This is a genomic window from Mesorhizobium sp. M0060 (assembly GCF_040323155.1).
Taxonomy (GTDB): Bacteria; Pseudomonadota; Alphaproteobacteria; order Rhizobiales; family Rhizobiaceae; genus Mesorhizobium.
Map to the genome: position 1 here is coordinate 24,643 of NZ_JAMYUP010000021.1, position 16,178 is coordinate 40,820.

A 16,178-nucleotide genomic window follows, 5' to 3' on the forward strand; every position below is an offset into this window, starting at 1 on the left:
TTATCCTGAACGGGCTACGACACTCGTTGTTCCGGACTGTCGGCGCCTGCATGGCCGGTATTGATCTGGTGGCTTGATGGAGGCGCGAAGCGCCTGCGCAGTTGATGCAATGTTCAGGCATCTGGCAACTGATGGAACCATGCCGCACTGGGTTTCGATGACGGACCCTGCTACAGACCCACTCACACCGCCGGGCGGGACCATTTGATCTCGTGCTGAGTTCCTGGAGACATCTCCCGGCGCTCGCCGAGGAACCTGCATGTCGTGCTCGCCGGCAACCAGCCCCGGTGGTTTTTCGGGCACTTGGCCTATGTCCCAGTCCACTGTGGAAACTTGTTAAAATCCCTTACGGCAAAGGTTTTCGAGGTCCGCTTTTGCCATTCCCTCGAAGCCCAGCGCGGGAAGAATATCATTATCTCCCTTAAGATCGCGACCGTAAGCCGCCGAGAATATGGCAATTCCAGATTCATGGAGAATCGCTGAATTTCCGCTGATCTTCCCCAACAAAACGGTCGGCAGCAGCCCGAACGGAACGTCCTCGAGAATATAGCGGCTTTCGATGGTTGACGGGCCGAAGCCGCCGCGGCCTTGGCGATCCATCTCCTGGTTCATTTCCGAAACGGTGGCCATGGGGACGTGAAACGACAATGAAAAATGCTCTTCAACTGAATTTCGCAGGCGAACGCTCCGAATGGACGATGCCCCTGCCCGCCGTCATCCAGTTCACGTCGCCGGGCCGGATTGTCTCGACATTGCCGGCGCTGTCGCGATGAACCATCTCGCCCTCGAGTAGATAGCTCAGCGTCGAAAGGCCGATATTATGGATGCCTGCCAGATGCTGGTTGATCATCTTCACCGAAGCGCCGATGCCAGGTTCGTGGCCCAGGTGATAAACCTTCGCCGCGACCGCATCCAGGACATGCCGCGCCCGTGCGAAGGCATTCGGGCTACCCGACGCCATGATCGTCAGGGCGCCGCTCGCAGCTTTTTCTGCGCCGCCCGAGATCGGGGCATCGAGATAGAGGATGTCGCGCTCCGCGAGGCGCGTGGACAGGCGTCTCGCCTCCGATGGCGCCATGGTCGCCGACGAAATGAACACCGACCCCGGCGCCATTGCGGGGCCAATGCCGCCATCGCCGAAAAGCACCGCGTCGGTCTGCGCGCTGTTCACGACGACGCAGAGGACGACGCTCGCATTGGCAACAGCTTCACTCGGTGATACCGCTATCCGCGCGCCGGTTGCAACCAGCCTTTCCGTAGCCGTCGCGGAGGGATCGTAGCCCACGACCGCGTGTCCGCATCGCACAAGCGAACTCGCCATACCAAACCCCATCGATCCCAACCCGATGACGGCGACGTTTGATTTTCCCGCGCTTTTGTCAGCAGACATGCGTATCCAACCTCTTGCTTTCAATCCAATCATAATGCAGATTATCTACAATCTGCAACGGGCCGTCGCCGCACTTTTTGAGATTTTCAGGTTGGCGTCCGTGGTGGGCTCAGTGCGTTTGGCTTCGGAGCCATGCGCCTAGAATCTCGGGTGATATGGATGCGAGAGACGAAGCTCCGTGAACAGATTGTCCGCTTCGGCAGGTCGCTGTTCGATCGCGGACTCACCCCCGGTTCCTCGGGAAACATCTCTGTTCAGCTCGACGAAGGCGGATGGCTTGTGACCCCGACAAACGCGTCGCTCGGATTTCTGGATCCGGCGTCCATTTCCCGCATTGACGCAAAGGGCAATCTGGTCTCGGGCGATAAGCCGACGAAGGAGATCCCCCTGCATTCCGCGCTCTACGACACAGTCAAAGGATCTCGGGCTGTCGTGCATCTGCATTCGACGCATTCGGTCGCCGTCACGATGCTTCCCGAAATCGATCCGAAGTCGGTGCTGCCGCCGATGACGCCGTACTATCTCATGCGCGCTGGCCGAACTGCGCTGGTGCCGTATTTCAGGCCGGGCGATCCGGCGGTCGCCGAGGCGATCAAGGGATTGGCCGGCAATTATACGTCGGTCCTGCTGGCAAACCATGGGCCGGTCGTGGCCGGCAAGGATCTCGAGGGCGCTGTGTTCGCGATCGAGGAACTCGAGGAAACGGCGAAGCTGTACCTTCTGCTTCGCGGTCTCAACCCGCGATATCTTTCTGCGGAGCAAGTCGCGGATCTGGCCAGGCAATTCCCGCTTCCGGGCCCTGACGGAGCGCACGACCACCACTAAACAAGGCAGTTTCGTCTGGAGCGGGGTGGTCCAAAAATACGTTGACGTATTGTAGATAATCTGCAATTCTGAAGCTGGGAACAAGGAAGCAAATAATGCTCTCGCAGGACCTGAGTACCGAGCATTTCCGGCAATCGATGCGGCGCGTGGCGTCCACGGTCTGCGTGATCTCGTGCAGGCACGATGGGCGCCGATATGGCATCACCGTCACGTCGGTCACGCCGCTCAGCTTCGCTCCCATTTCGATCCTTGCCTGCGTCAACCGCAACTCGTCGATCAACGTGCCGCTCAAGGAAGAGGGGCAATACTGCATCAACGTGCTTCGGGCCTCGCAGGCCGACATATCCAACTCTTTCAGTGGCGGACGGCCAGCCGAGAGGCGTTTCGACATTGGCGAGTGGACCGAAAAGGACGGCATACCGTACCTGGCAAGCGCCCAGGCGAACCTGTTCTGCGAAATGGATCAGGCGATCTCCTATGCCACGCACGACATCATCATCGGACGGGTCGCAGGGGTGGCATTTGCCTCCGATGTCGACCCCCTGATCTACCAGAACGGCGCCTACGCGCTGACTTCACCCATGGTCCTGCAGAAGGCTGGATAGGACTGTTTGCCAGCGTCGACAGCCGTCGCCGAGGGATCTTAGGAGCAAATGAATGCAGCTTGGCCTTTTTAACCTGATGACGCTTCGCGATCATCCCGACGGTGCCCAGGGCGTGATGCGCGATACCCGCAAGATGGTGGAGACCGCTGATGAGCTCGGCTTCGATGTCGCGTGGTTCGCCGAACACCATTTCGCCAACTATTCGAGTTCGCCGTCGCCGCTGATGATGTGTTCCTACGCGGCGGGGTGGACCAAGCGGATCAAGCTTGGCCCGGGCGTAATCGTGCTGCCGCTTTATAACCCGCTCCGTGTGGCCCAGGAGATCGCTGTCGCCGACACACAGACCGAAGGCCGCCTCATCATCGGCATGGGTACCGGCTATCAGCGCTATGAGTTCGACCGCTACAACATCGTGCTGGACGATCGGGTCGACGTTTTCCTCGAGTATTGGGACGTCATCGAAAAGGCGCTTGTCGATGGCGAGGTAGAGTACAAGGGAAAGTACATTTCCCTCCCCAAGACCCATTTCGCGATCAGCACCCAGCAGAAGCCCCTTCCGCCGATTTTTGTGACCTCCTCCCACCCCAAGCTCCTCGAGCGCTTCAAGAAGTGGAAGGCGGTTCCGTTCCTTGCAGCCAGCACGCTCGGATCGCCCGTGCTCTACAAGATGGTCAACGGGCTCAACGACGCCTGGACGTCCATCGGCGAGCAGCCTTCGACCAAGCCCTTGGCGATCATGCAGTACCTGGCCATAACCGACAGCCGCAGCGAGGCATTGGTCGTGGCGGAGCGGGCCCGGTACGTGGGGCGTATGGCACATTATCTTCGCCAGGCTTCACCGCCGCTGGACGACAACAGCTACATCAGCAACCAGGCGTACGAAGGCGAGTACACGCTCGACCAATATGCGGACAACATGGTGGTAGGCGATGCGCATGCCGTTGCCGAGAAGATGGTCGCGGACATCAAACGTCTCAATCCAAGCAACTACACCTGCAACTTCTCCTTCGGCTGCATGCCAATCGAGTTGGCGCATCGCTCGCTCGTTCGATTCAAGAACGAAGTCGTGCCGCTGATCGAGAAGGAAGTGGGACCTATCGAAGCTCTCGGCGTGTCACCCGGGCTGGCGAGAAAGGCGAGTTGAGCGGCCTCACAAATGCTCAGCCAACAAAAAACTAGTGTGCAATACAAGAAAGGGGAATGAAATGAAAACGATTGTAAAGGCTCTGCTGGCGACAGCGGTCGCTACTTTCACGCTTGCCGCTCAGGCGCATGCCGACTCGGCCCTCGACACGATCATCAAGAACAAAAAGCTGCGTTGTGGCATCATGCTGGACAGTCCGCCTGCCGGCTTCCGCGACTCGAACAACGAGCCCGACGGCTATGACGTGACGTACTGCAAGGACATGGCAAAGGCGCTTGGCGCAGAGCCGGAAATCATCGAGACGCCTTCGCCGGATCGTATCCCGGCGCTGGTTTCGAACCGCATCGACGTCCTTATCGCCTCGACTACGCCGACCCCGGCACGTGCGCTGACCGTGGCGTTCACCCAGCCATACACCAACAACGTCATGGCAGTCGTGACCCGCAAGGACACTGGCATCGCCAAATACTCCGAACTGGCATCCAAGAAGCTTGGTGGTGTCGTTGGCACCACGCCTGAGCAACTCTTCAAGGATGAGCTGGGCAAGGGCTGGGAGGGTACGGGTGCGACCTACACCGGCTTTGCGAGCGATGCGGAAACCTTCCTGGCTCTGCAGCAGGGCAAGATCGACGCCATCGTGATTAATGTCGCCGTCTTCAACTCGCTATCGCAAAGTGGTCAGTTTCCGGAGTTCGTGATGGCCGGACTTGCCCCTCTCGCCGACTTCGGGTCGATTGCCGTCAAACGTGACGACCAGCAGTTCCTCAACTGGGCGCGCGTTTTCGTGTTCACTCAGGTTTCGAATGGGCGTTGGGCCGAGGTGTACCACAAGTACTACGGCAATGGCCCGCTGCCGCCGCTGACAGCTGAAGGCATTAACTTCTAACCATAGGGCTCATGCCGGCAGGAAAACCTGCCGGCATGAGCATGGGATGTTTGGCATGAACGGCTATCAGTTCTACTGGTCCATAGTCTGGGATTCACTGCCCCTGCTGCTGGCCGGAGCCTGGGTGACGATCCAGATCACCATTCTGGCCTTCATTGTCGGCACGCTCATTGCGATGCCCATGGCTGTCGCGCGCCAGCAGGGCGAGGGATGGGCCTACCGGTTTTCGACCTGGTGGGTGGAGCTGTCGCGCAACACGCCTGCTGTCTTTCAGCTCTATCTCTTCTATTTCGGGCTGGGCGCCTTCCACATCAACATCCCCAGCTACGCCGCCGTCCTCATCTCCGTCTCCTTCAACAACGCCGGATACATGACAGAAATTTTCAGGGGTGGCCTCAACGCCATCCCGCGACAGCAGCTGTCGGCTTCGCGCTCACTCGGCATGACCAGCCCGCAGAGCTTCATTCATGTGATCTTTCCGCAGATGTTCAAGGTGATCTTCCTTGCCTATGTCACACAAGGCATCTGGGGAATGCTGAACACCTCGCTTGGCATGCTGGTCGGACTGCAGGAGCTCTCGGGCGCCACGCAGTACGCGCAGTCCGCATCCTTCCGGACATTCGAGTTCTTTCTGGTCACGGCGCTGATCTATTACCTCATCGCCAAAGGGCTGCAGTTCTCGTCCCACCTGGCCTTCCGCCTCATATACAGGAGCTAGGCGTGCAGTTTCAGTTCGCAAACCAAGGGCTCGCCTGGTCGGATGCTTATTTCCTGGCTCAGGGTCTGCTCAACACTGTCAGGCTGGCCGCCGCAGCAACCCTTGTCGGCACCCTTGCCGGGATCGTCCTTGGCTGGTTGCGCACCGTGTCAATGACCGTGAGGATCGCCACGGCCCCCTTCATCGACATCCTGCGCAGCGTGCCGATGATCATCCAGCTGATACTCGCCAACAGCCTCCTATCGATCCTGGGCTTCGGCACTTCACCCTTTTGGTTCGGTACCGTCGCGCTTGGTGCCTGGATGTCGGCGGTAACTGCCGAGGTGGTCCGGGCGAGCCTCCTCTCAGTCCCGGTTCAATACCGCAAGAGCGCTCGCTCGCTCGGCATGAACGGCTACCAGGAGCTCTTGTACATATCCATGCCCCTGGCATTCAGGACGGGATTGGCTCCGTGGATCGGGCTCGTCCTCAGCCTGATCAAGGACAGCGCTCTCGCAGGCGTGGTCGGCTACATCGAATATATGCGTTCCACGCAGATACTCATCACCAGGACACATGAGACCTGGCTGCTGCTGATGGGTGCGGGGCTTTTCTATTTCCTTATCTGCTATCCTGTTTCCCGGTACAGCCGGCACCTCGAAAGAAAGGTCCGCGTATGATCCGCATCAGCAACGTCCAGAAGGCCTTCGGATCGGTGATCGTGCTCAAGGGCATCGATCTCACGGTCGAAAAGGGCGAACTCGTGTGCCTCATCGGCGCGAGCGGGTCGGGAAAATCAACGCTCCTGCAATGCATCAACGGGCTCGAACCGATCCAGGGTGGCGAGATTCTCGTCGACGGCATCAGCGTCCACGATCCGAAGACGGATATCAACAAGCTGCGCAGCAAGCTGGGCATCGTCTTCCAGCAGTACAACGCTTTCCCGCACCTCACGGCGCTGGAAAATGTCGCGCTGGCACCCCGGGTGGTCACAAAGCGAAGCCGCGCGGTGGCGCGCGCACTTGCGCAGAAGCACCTCGAGCATGTGGGGCTCGGCGACAAGGGCGACAGCTTGCCGTCTCAGCTCTCAGGCGGCCAGCAGCAGCGTCTCGCCATCGCCCGAGCGCTTGCGATGGAGCCGAGCTATATGCTCTTCGACGAGGTCACCTCCGCGCTCGACCCCGAACTTGTCGGCGAAGTGCTTGAGACCATGCGTCTCCTAAAGAGCGAAGGCATGACGATGGTGGTTGTCACGCACGATATCAATTTCGCTCGGGAATCGGCGGACCGCGTGGCCTTTCTCTGCCAGGGCGAAGTCTGCGAAATCGGCACGGCCGAAGAGGTGATCGACAATCCCCGCAAAGAACAGACACAGAAGTTCCTGCGGCGCGAGAATCGCAAGCCCCTTGAAATCGTCAGAAGCTCAGTCGCCTAGCGAATTCCATCCAAACGCAGCATCGGAGGGTAACTCATGATCTCGTTCAATCTCACGGGAAAGGCGGCGCTCGTCACCGGGGGCGCGTCGGGCATCGGCCTCGAAACCGCGCGCATGATAGCCAAGGCAGGCGCCAAGGTCGCAATCAACTATCTGCTGGCGGACCAGCGGGGCGAGGCTGCTCTCGTTGAGCTCCAAAAGGAGGGGCTCGACGTCATCGGTGCTCCAGGCGATGTCGGCGACGCCGGGCAGGCCAAGGCAATGGTGCTCGAGGCGGTGGCGAAGCTCGGCCGTCTCGATCTGCTTGTCAACAACGCGGGAATACCTGGCGTGAAGGTCCCGGTGCCGATCAACGACCTGGACAGCATAACCGAGGAGCTTTGGGCAAATCTGCTGAACGTCAACCTTATGAGCGTTTTCAGGTGCTCGAAGGCCGCGGCGCCTGCTCTCAAGCTGGCCAAAGGTTCGATCGTGAACACCGCTTCGATCGCCGGCTTCGGCGCCGTGGCCAGCACCATCGCCTATAGCGGCTCCAAGGCCGCCGTCATCAACCTGACGAAGAACCTGGCGCGTGCGCTCGCGCCCGATGTGCGCGTCAACGCGGTGGCGCCCGGCGTCGTCGAAAGTTCGTGGGCGATTGAATGGTCGGAGGAGCGTCGCCAGAGCACCCTCGCCAGCACACCTCTGAAGAAAGTCTGCACCACGGCGGATGTCGCGGAGCTTATCGTGTTCCTCGGTTTCGCCGGCGCGCTGATCACCGGTCAGACGGTGGCGATCGACGGCGGCATCTCGATCTGATCAGCAATGGAGAACGCCATGGAACTCGTGAAGCTAAAGTCCGGCAGCATCCTGGAAGAGAAGGAAGGCTATTCGCGGATCGTCGCCCTCGACAACTGGATCTTCATGTCCCTGACCGCAGGACGCGACTACAAGACCCGTGTGATGCCTGAGACGGCCGTCGAGCAGGCAAGGCAAGCGATGAAGAACGTCGAAGGCGCGCTTGCGGCGGTCGGCAGCAGCCTTGCGGATGTTGTGCGGCGACGCATCTTCATTCCGCGCCAGGAAGACGTCCCGGAAGTCATGGCCTATATGGGCGAAAAGTTCCGGGACATCTCTCCGGCAAGCTGCGTCAGCTGTGGTCCGTTGGGCGGACCTGAGTATCTCTTCGAAATAGAGCTCACTGCGTATCGTGGTGCAGGCGCCCTTCCGGCGAAGAACCTGTCGGTCTCGCTCTAACGGCAAGCCAGGCGAGACAGAATGTTTTCCACTTATTCCGTAAGGATAGCTTAGTGGCAGGCTTCTCATTATCGCATTCGTATATAGTCTACATTCCGAATGCCTGTGCAGCCGATCTCCTGCGGTCGGCTTATGAGGATCTTGATGCGACACGCAAATCAAATAGGCGCCATTCTGGCTCCCATGACGCAGATGGAAAGCACGCAGTTCGCTGCGGAGCAAATCCGGAACGCGATCATTGCTGGGCACTTCAAGCCCGGCGACCGTCTCGTCGAGCAACAGCTTACCGACATGTTGAACGTCTCCCGGCATCCGGTCCGGGAAGCATTGCGCCTGCTTGCTCGCGAGGGGTTCGTCGAGATCAAGCGGAACAAGGGAGCATCTGTCAGGGCGGTGGACGCAGACAGCGTCATCGAAGTTTACAATATCCGGATGGCTCTGGGAAAAATTGCCCTAGACCATCTGCTCGCCGAGCCAGGTCGCCTGGCTTCGGTTGACCTCAAGCGCCTCGAAAAATTGGCTGAGAATGCCGTCAAGTTCGCTAACCTCGATAGCCAGGTCGAGACCGTTCGCAACGATCTTGAGTTCCAGCAGGCGATCATTGATGCAACGGGATTACAGCGGACCATTCGCTACTTTTCTGAGCTGACCGCAGACGTGAGGCGCTTCAACCATCAACTCGGGGTCGTTTATACTGACCGAAGGGGCGATGCCGAGAAGTATGTTGTCAAGCTATTCGAAAGCTTACGGGACGGAGATCTGCATACTGCGCATGAGATCTGGAATGCCAAGTTCTCGAAGGCTCTTCAGCGCTACCTTTCGCTGATTACCGACAGTGAATCAGATGGGGCGACCCGCAACAGCGTTGGGGTGAAGGCCAGTCGACCCTCAAGGCGGTAGCAAGGCACTGCCTTGCACGTCCTCCCGATTTCGGCATCTAGGTCATGATGCGGCTCGGGCTTGATCGCCGCCATAGGGCGTCGAGCTAGGTGTGACCTGCCAATTTCCATCTGAGCTGCACGCGCTTTTGCTTAAACAATGTTGCACCTGATTTCACTAGCAGAATCGACGCAGACGCGTCATTGTGCAATGAATATTGCGAAAGAGTGCAACATGAAACCGACCGCTGAAGCGCCGCGTGACTATGAAGAGCTCATCCGGCTCATCCACGACCGCTACGACGAAATGAGCAAATCCTACCAGAAGATCGCGCTCTATCTCACCCAGAATCCCAACGACGTCGCTGTCAGGTCGGTGAATGCGATTGGGGATAGCAGCGGAGTGCATGCCTCGAGCTTCGTACGCTTTGCGCAGGCGCTCGGCTATGAAGGCTTCAAGGAGCTCCAGTCCCTTTTTCAGAAGCGTCTGTCGACCGCCGCGCCCGGCTTCGAGGCCCGTATCAAGGCGCTGGAAGGCGAATTGGGAGCGCGAACAGATCGCAGCGAAGTCGGATTCATGCGCGACCTCGTGGTCCGCGACATCGCCTCGCTGCAGGACATGCTGACGCAAATACCGCCCGAGGACCTGGCCAAGGCTGTGACCCTTCTCGAAAAGGCCGACGCGATCTACCTGATCGGGCAGCTGAGGTCGACGCCTGTGGTCGAACTTCTCCGTTATATCCTGACGATGTTGGGCAAACGTTGCGTGCTGCTTGATCCGGGCGGCGGACTTGCCACGCATATGGCGCGCATGATCCGCAAGACCGATGTCTTGTTTGCCGTGTCCTTTCGCTTCTACGCCAATGAAGTCGTCAACGTCGTGGAGGAAGCCGCGCGCAGCGAAGTTCCGATCATCGCCATTTCCGACAGCACGCTGTCCCCGCTGGCCAAGAACGCCAGTGTCCTCTTCGCCGTACCGGAGCATGAATATACATTTTCCCGATCGCTTGCCGCCCCAATGTGCCTCGCCCAGGCGCTGACAGTTGCGCTCGCGGCGCGACTGCAGAACAACGCTGTCAGTCCGCGCATACCCACCGTCACCGGGCAGTAGCGGTTCCCCGACAACAACCCAGGCGTTCCGCGTCCTTGGCATTCCGGTTGCGAAGCAAGCGCAGCAGGTGCACTCGAGTCTGCGATTCGCAATAGAAATTGCGCACTCCGCACGATGCAAAGATTTCATTGTCGCATCGTTGACACATCATTCATTGCCGAATATTTATATTTTGCAATTTTCGTTGCAGCTCGTCCTCAATCCGGATCGGGAGTTGTCCCGCGCCGTCATGAAGGAGGAGACGAACTCAATGTTCCTTGGGAGGAAACAATGAAGCGACTTCTGACTGCATTTCTGACGGCAACCGCTATGGCCGGCGCCTTGGCGACGGCACATGCTCAAGATGCCAAGAAAGTGTTCTTTCTGCTGCCGAATACCACGACAATTCGCTTCACAAGCCGGGACGCGCCGTTCTTTGTCGCGGCGATGAAGGAGAAGGCGCCGAACGCTCACGTGACGGTGCAGAATGGCGAAGGGGATCCGGCGCGGCAGCAGCGGCTGGTCGAAGACGCCATCACCCAGGGTGCCAGCGTGATCGTGCTTGCGGCGACGGACGCAAACCTTGCCGCTGGCAGTCTCAAGGCGGCAGCCGATGCAAAGGTGCCGGTGGTCCTTTATGATCACGATGCGGTCGGCGGCAAGGCCGAAGCGCACGTCGTCTTCGACTCGCTGTCAGTTGGACAAGCGCAAGGCAAGCGCGCCGCCGAGCTGATCAGCGCAATGAAGAAGTCGCCGGTCAAGGTTGCGCGTGTGAAGGGTAATGAGGGCGAATACGGTACAGGCCAGTATGAAAAGGGCCAGAACGAATTTCTTCAGCCGTTGATCGATTCCGGCAAGGTGAAGGTCGTCTGCGAGCAGTACACGCAAAACTGGGATCCGGCGCTGGCTCAATCCTTCGCCGAAGACTGCCTGACCCGCAATGGCGGTGATGTCGATGTCTTTCTCGGCATGAACGACGGCACCACCGGCGGTTCGGTTGCCGCGCTGATCAGCCAGGGCGCCAAGCCTGGCGATAAGCTGGTGACGGGCGGGCAGGACGCGACCGTCGAGGCATTGCGGTACGTCGCGCAGGGATGGCAGGACAACTCCGTGCTCAAGGATCTCAAGGTCGAGGCGACCTATGCGGCGGACGTCGTGGCTTCGATCCTGGATGGCAAAGGAGTGCCAAAGGATCTGATCAACGGCAAGGTGAACAACAAGTTCATGGATGTGCCGGCTGTCTTCCTGCCGGTGAAGAACATCACCCTGGACAATCTCTCGGACGTCGTCACTGCAGGCGTCTGGACCTGGCCAGAAATCTGCAAGGGCATCGAAGACACCGAAGTCTGCAAGAAGAACAACAAATAGCGAGATCGACCGAAGGACAGCGGCGCTCGCTGTCCTTCGGCTACCTGATGGGAGGAGCCTGATGGTCAAAGCGGAAGCAACCCGCGGCGGCGCCGATGTTCATGCGGCGAACCAATCCACGCCGCTTATATCGATGCGCAACATCCGTAAATCGTTTGGGTCGGTCCATGCTCTTCAGGGAGCTTCGGTGGACGTCCACGCCGGCGAGGTGGTGGCGCTTGTCGGCGACAACGGCGCCGGCAAGTCCACGCTCGTCAAGATCATGGCCGGCGTGTTCGGCTTCGACTCCGGTGACTACAGCATCGAGGGCCAACCGGCCAAGATCGCCAGCCCAGCCGACGCCACCGCCCTTGGGATCCAGACCGTCTATCAGGATCTCGCGCTCTGCAACAATCTGGACGCCGTGCAGAACCTGTTTCTCGGGCGCGAGCTGACTGGTCCGGCATGGTTCGGCCGACGGATCCGTCGCGCCGAATGCGAAGTTCGTGCCCGCGAGGTGCTGACGCGCATGCGACTTGGCCAGCTGTCACTGACGCGTCCTGTCGGAGCAATGTCCGGCGGCCAGCGACAGAACATTGCCATCGCACGTTCCATCCTGTGGACGCCGAAGGTCGTCATATTCGATGAGCCGACAGCCGCACTCAGCCACTCCGCCGCCGAGCAGGTCTCGGCCCTGGTTCGCACCTTGGCCAATGATGGGCTCGGCATCGTCGTGGTCAGCCACGACATCCACAATTTCGTCGTCAACGCCACCGACCGCATCGAGGTCATGCGCCTAGGCGCGAACGTCGCGAGTTTCAAATCGAGTGAAGTGACAGGCGAGCAAGTGGTCAACGCGATGGTCGGTGGCAACGAGGCAGTCAACCTCGCTGGCTGAGCCCCCTGGGGCGAAAAGTATCAGAAGGATACGTCAAAAATGGCAAACTCGGCCGCCGCTTCCGGTGACGTCAAACACCGCACTTTCGGCGAAGTGCTCAACAGCGACATGCGTGCGCTGCCCGTCATAATCGGGCTCGTGGCGCTGTGGGTGTTCTTCGCGCTCCAGAGCAATGTCTTCCTGACACCGCAGAACCTGTCGAACCTGCTCGTCCAGAGCACGGTTGTGGGCATCATGGCGATCGGTCTGATGTTCGTGCTGCTGGTCAAGGAAATCGACTTGTCGGTCGCGGCGATCAACGGCGTGACATCAGTCCTGATGGCCAAGCTGGTTGTCGACTACGGCGTTTCGCCCTGGCTGGCGGTGACGGTCGCAATCGTAATGGGTGCTGCTATCGGCAGCTTTTCGGCGCGCTGGGTCACGTTTGTCGGCGTACCGTCCTTCGTGGTGACGCTGGGGCTCGGACTGGCTCTCAATGGCTTGCAACTCGTGCTTTTGCCTCCGACCGCCCGCTACGGTTTGATGGGAACCGGTATCGACAAGATTGCAGAGACTAAGATTTCGGGGATCACGTCATGGAGCGCGCTGGCGATTGGGCTCGTCGCGTTTGCCGCTCTGGTCCTGTCGGGCATTGCCCGCAGAAAGCGCGCCGGTCTGGAAGCTTCCCTGTTCAGCCGCTTTGTGCTGCCGCTCGGCGCGGCCGCGATTTTTGGCGCCATCGTCGTGATGATCCTCAACGCACATCAGGGCATACCAGTTGTGGTTTTGATCTTTGCGATCCTGCTCGGGATAGGCGGGTATATCCTCAAGGAAACCCGGTTCGGCCTCTATCTTTATGCGGTCGGCAACAATGACGAGGCTGCGCGACGGGCCGGCGTCAAGGTTGCGCGCATCAAGATGGCGGCCTTCGCTATTGCCGGCGCTATCGCTGCGCTGGCTGGCGTACTGGGCGCGTCGCGGGCACTAGGCGTTGGCGTCTTCTCCGGTGGCGGAGTAGGGGGCGGCACGCTGCTGCTGGAATCAATTGCCGCCACCGTCATCGGCGGCGTCAGCCTGTTCGGCGGCCGCGGCTCCATTCACGCGGCCCTGTTGGGCGCGCTTGTTATCGGAACAGTCCAGAACGGGCTCAACCTGATGGGCGTCGAGAACTACGTTCGCCTCATCGTGACGGGACTGCTTCTCGTGCTGGCGGTATCGATCGACAAGCTGATCGAAAAGGCCATGGGTCAGCAGAATTTCTGATTTGCGTTGGGTTCGACCCAATCACGCTGAAACGATCGGCGGAAACTGGAAGGCAGTAGTCGCCGGCTTACCTGGGCTGCTATGAAAATCCGGTATTGCGTTCAGCGTAGGTGCTCGATCCGTCATGCGATGGTCAAGGCAAGTCGACGCCAAGGCGTGCGGCATGGTCGAAAAGTGCATCGAACGTCATGCCGCCAAAGCTGTCGGAGACAAAAGCCAGTTTCATCTCGCTATCATCTACCGGTCATACAGGGACGGCTTTTCCGCCCTCGCTATGGCGACACGCTGACCCTCGTGAAGTGCTTTGACACCGGCTTCGGCGACCAGAGCCGTGCAGTAGCCGTCCCAGACGTCTGCGGCGACCGCCGGGAATTCTCCTGTGCGAACGAAGTGAAGGAAGGCCTTGTCCTGGAGCCGGTAGGCTTCGGCAAAACGCGGGCGCCAATCCGATGCATAGCGCTCGAAGGCCATGAGAGCGCCGTTCTGGCGCGTTGTGGCAGGCACATTTAGAAAGATCGATCCCTGTTCGCCGACGAGTTCGCCACGCACGTCATACCCATAGGCGGCGTTGTTGTGATCTCGATGTTGACGAGCTGACCCCTGTCTGTTTCGAGAACCATGAGACCGGCGCGCCAGTCTTCGATGCGTCGACACCCCCCGGCTGGAAAACCGAGATTGCCGTATGATCGGCGCCCAGTACGAAGCGTGCGACGTCGAATTCATGCGGTGCGGAATTGGTGATCGCCATCTGGCCGGTGAAGTTGGCCGGCGCTTCCACGTTCCGATGGAAGTTATGCATCATGATCGCCCGGCCAAGCGAGCCGTTGTCGAGCGACGCCTTCATGTCGCGATAGGACGGATCGAAGCGGCGCATGAAACCAAGCTGGACGAACCGTCGGCCGCGCGACACTTCCGCCTCGATCACGCCCAGACACTCCTTCGAGCTTTGCGACAACGGCTTTTCGCAGAGCACCGGCTTTTCGGCCTCGATCGCGGCGAGCGACAGCGGTGCGTGGGTCTCGTCGGGGCTGGCAATCACCACGGCGTCAACGTCGCTGCGCCGGATGGTTTCCAACGGGTCCGTGGCGGCATAGGTCGCGCCGTAGTCCTGTGCCACCTTTAGGGCTCGCTCCGGTGAGGCGTCGCATACGACCTGGAGGCTTGCCGCCGGCAGGTCTTCGGCGACAATCCGGGCATGGTCGGCGCCCATGATGCCCGCGCCGATGATTGCTATTCTGATCGACATCTATTGCCCTATTTTCTGAGAGCCGACTGGCGAAGAGACTTGTCTCCAAATGCCGCAAGGACAACGATCACGTCCGGCAAACCGCTCCAATGACCTGTCAGACGGCGTAGGGTTTGAGCCAGGGTTGCCCGTCGGCTTCGGCGCTATCGACCACTGCATCGACGAATGCCACGCCCTTCAGCCCGTCATAGGCGGTCGGCACATTCAACCCTATTGCCGTTGCCTTGCGCCCCTCACGACGAGCGTGGATGGCTTCGGCAAAGCCGCGATAGAGGTTGGCGAAGGCCTCCAGATAGCCCTCGGGATGGCCGGGTGGTGTGCGGGTTCGCACTTTCGCTGCCTCGCTCAAATCGTCAGCACCCCGCTTCATAGTCTCGGTGCGGCTGAACAGCGGTGAGAACGTCAGCTCGTTCGGTTGCTCCTGGAACCAGGTTAAACTGCCCTTCTCGCCAAAGACACGCAGTCGAATCCCGTTCGAGCAGCCGAGTGCGACCTGTGACGACCAAAGCAGCCCTCGCGCGCCACCTTCGTAGCGCAGCAGCACATGGGCGTTGTCGTCAAGCACGCGTCCCTCGACGAAGGAAGCGAGGTCTGCTGTCAGGGCCTCCAGCTTCAGCCCGGTCACGAAGCCAGCCAGATGATAGGCGTGCGTGCCGATGTCGCCGATCGAGCCGCCACGCCCCGATCGCTTCGGGTCGGTGCGCCAGGCGGCCTGGACATTGCCTGCCGCCTCGATGGCCGTCGCCATCCATTCCAGGGGATACTCCACCTGCACGACCCGGATCGCGCCGAGCTTGCCTGCTGCCACCATCTCGCGCGCCTCATGCACCATCGGATAGCCCGAATAGGTATAGGTCACGCCCATGAAACGTCCGGTCTCGCGCACCAGCTGCTCGAGCGCGATCGCGTCTTCGAGTGTGTTGGTCAGCGGCTTTTCGCAGATCACCTCGTAGCCGGCCCCGAGAAAAGCCTTGGCGATCGGAAAATGGGTGTGGTTGGGCGTGCAGATCGCCACCACGTCGATACGGTCCTCGCGATTGTTCTCCGCGGCGATCATGGCCTTGAAGTCGTCATAGGACCGGGTGGGATCGATGCCTTGCGTGGCCGCGAAGCGGTGGCCGCTTGCCGCGTCCGCGTCGAACGCGCCGGCGACAAGCTGGAAGGCGCCATCGAACCGGGCGGAGATGCGGTGGATGTTGCCGATATAGGCGCCTTCGCCGCCGCCGACCATGCCAAGCCGAAGCGGTCGCCGAAAATCA

The 16,178-nt window shown here is 59.9% G+C and carries 16 protein-coding genes and 2 pseudogenes; 14 read left to right on the forward strand and 4 right to left on the reverse strand.

The features are described from left to right. Positions 1-336: 336 nt before the first annotated feature. Positions 337-669: pseudogene (locus tag NKJ94_RS20485) on the reverse strand (NAD/NADP octopine/nopaline dehydrogenase family protein); the annotation flags it as partial. After that, a complete protein-coding gene (locus NKJ94_RS20495) occupies positions 662-1,423 on the reverse strand; it encodes an NAD(P)-dependent oxidoreductase (RefSeq protein ID WP_502896092.1) in 762 nt (253 codons plus the stop codon). The pseudogene NKJ94_RS20485 and the gene NKJ94_RS20495, both read right to left, overlap by 8 nt. A 126-nt stretch (positions 1,424-1,549) precedes the next feature. Here NKJ94_RS20495 and otnC point away from each other — a divergent pair, with 126 nt between their 5' ends. From otnC to NKJ94_RS20565, 14 genes are all read left to right on the forward strand, one after another. Next, positions 1,550-2,215 (forward strand): 3-oxo-tetronate 4-phosphate decarboxylase, encoded by a 666-nt coding sequence (otnC, locus tag NKJ94_RS20500; RefSeq protein WP_352527326.1) that lies wholly within the window; start codon positions 1,550-1,552, stop codon positions 2,213-2,215. Positions 2,216-2,310: 95 nt separating this feature from the next. Continuing rightward, positions 2,311-2,820, forward strand: coding sequence for a flavin reductase family protein (locus NKJ94_RS20505; protein WP_352527327.1), 510 nt, complete (start codon positions 2,311-2,313; stop codon positions 2,818-2,820). Positions 2,821-2,872: 52 nt separating this feature from the next. Further along, a complete protein-coding gene (locus tag NKJ94_RS20510) occupies positions 2,873-3,964 on the forward strand; it encodes an LLM class flavin-dependent oxidoreductase (RefSeq protein WP_352527328.1) in 1,092 nt (363 codons plus the stop codon). Between the two features lie 61 nt (positions 3,965-4,025). After that, entirely contained in the window at positions 4,026-4,850 is an 825-nt protein-coding gene (locus tag NKJ94_RS20515; RefSeq protein ID WP_352527329.1) for an ABC transporter substrate-binding protein, read from the forward strand. A 55-nt stretch (positions 4,851-4,905) separates the two neighbouring features. Next, entirely contained in the window at positions 4,906-5,568 is a 663-nt protein-coding gene (locus NKJ94_RS20520) for an amino acid ABC transporter permease (protein WP_352527330.1), read from the forward strand. A 2-nt stretch (positions 5,569-5,570) separates the two neighbouring features. After that, positions 5,571-6,227 carry an amino acid ABC transporter permease gene (locus NKJ94_RS20525; RefSeq protein ID WP_023718647.1) on the forward strand — a complete coding sequence of 219 codons (657 nt, stop codon included), beginning with the start codon at positions 5,571-5,573 and terminating at the stop codon, positions 6,225-6,227. Beyond that, positions 6,224-6,982, forward strand: coding sequence for an amino acid ABC transporter ATP-binding protein (locus NKJ94_RS20530; RefSeq protein ID WP_352527331.1), 759 nt, complete (start codon positions 6,224-6,226; stop codon positions 6,980-6,982). Before NKJ94_RS20525 ends, NKJ94_RS20530 begins: the two co-directional genes overlap by 4 nt. A gap of 36 nt (positions 6,983-7,018) precedes the next feature. Next, positions 7,019-7,780 (forward strand): SDR family NAD(P)-dependent oxidoreductase, encoded by a 762-nt coding sequence (locus NKJ94_RS20535; protein WP_352527332.1) that lies wholly within the window; start codon positions 7,019-7,021, stop codon positions 7,778-7,780. Positions 7,781-7,798: 18 nt separating this feature from the next. Then, complete coding sequence (locus tag NKJ94_RS20540; protein WP_352527333.1) at positions 7,799-8,218, forward strand: RidA family protein; 420 nt, start codon at positions 7,799-7,801, stop codon at positions 8,216-8,218. 183 nt (positions 8,219-8,401) lie between these two features. Further along, positions 8,402-9,118 (forward strand): GntR family transcriptional regulator, encoded by a 717-nt coding sequence (locus NKJ94_RS20545; protein ID WP_352527334.1) that lies wholly within the window; start codon positions 8,402-8,404, stop codon positions 9,116-9,118. Positions 9,119-9,331: 213 nt separating this feature from the next. Beyond that, positions 9,332-10,207, forward strand: coding sequence for a MurR/RpiR family transcriptional regulator (locus NKJ94_RS20550; protein ID WP_031193895.1), 876 nt, complete (start codon positions 9,332-9,334; stop codon positions 10,205-10,207). A 270-nt stretch (positions 10,208-10,477) separates the two neighbouring features. Next, positions 10,478-11,554 (forward strand): ABC transporter substrate-binding protein, encoded by a 1,077-nt coding sequence (locus NKJ94_RS20555; protein WP_352527335.1) that lies wholly within the window; start codon positions 10,478-10,480, stop codon positions 11,552-11,554. A gap of 61 nt (positions 11,555-11,615) precedes the next feature. Further along, positions 11,616-12,431, forward strand: coding sequence for an ATP-binding cassette domain-containing protein (locus NKJ94_RS20560; RefSeq protein ID WP_352527336.1), 816 nt, complete (start codon positions 11,616-11,618; stop codon positions 12,429-12,431). 39 nt (positions 12,432-12,470) lie between these two features. Next, entirely contained in the window at positions 12,471-13,673 is a 1,203-nt protein-coding gene (locus NKJ94_RS20565; protein ID WP_352527337.1) for a sugar ABC transporter permease, read from the forward strand. 237 nt (positions 13,674-13,910) lie between these two features. On the opposite strand, the pseudogene NKJ94_RS20570 reads toward NKJ94_RS20565, so the two are convergent. Together NKJ94_RS20570 and NKJ94_RS20575 are read right to left on the reverse strand one after the other, a co-directional pair. Beyond that, positions 13,911-14,919: pseudogene (locus NKJ94_RS20570) on the reverse strand (Gfo/Idh/MocA family oxidoreductase). A gap of 97 nt (positions 14,920-15,016) precedes the next feature. Continuing rightward, positions 15,017-16,150 carry a Gfo/Idh/MocA family protein gene (locus NKJ94_RS20575; RefSeq protein ID WP_352527394.1) on the reverse strand — a complete coding sequence of 378 codons (1,134 nt, stop codon included), beginning with the start codon at positions 16,148-16,150 and terminating at the stop codon, positions 15,017-15,019. Positions 16,151-16,178: the final 28 nt, after the last annotated feature.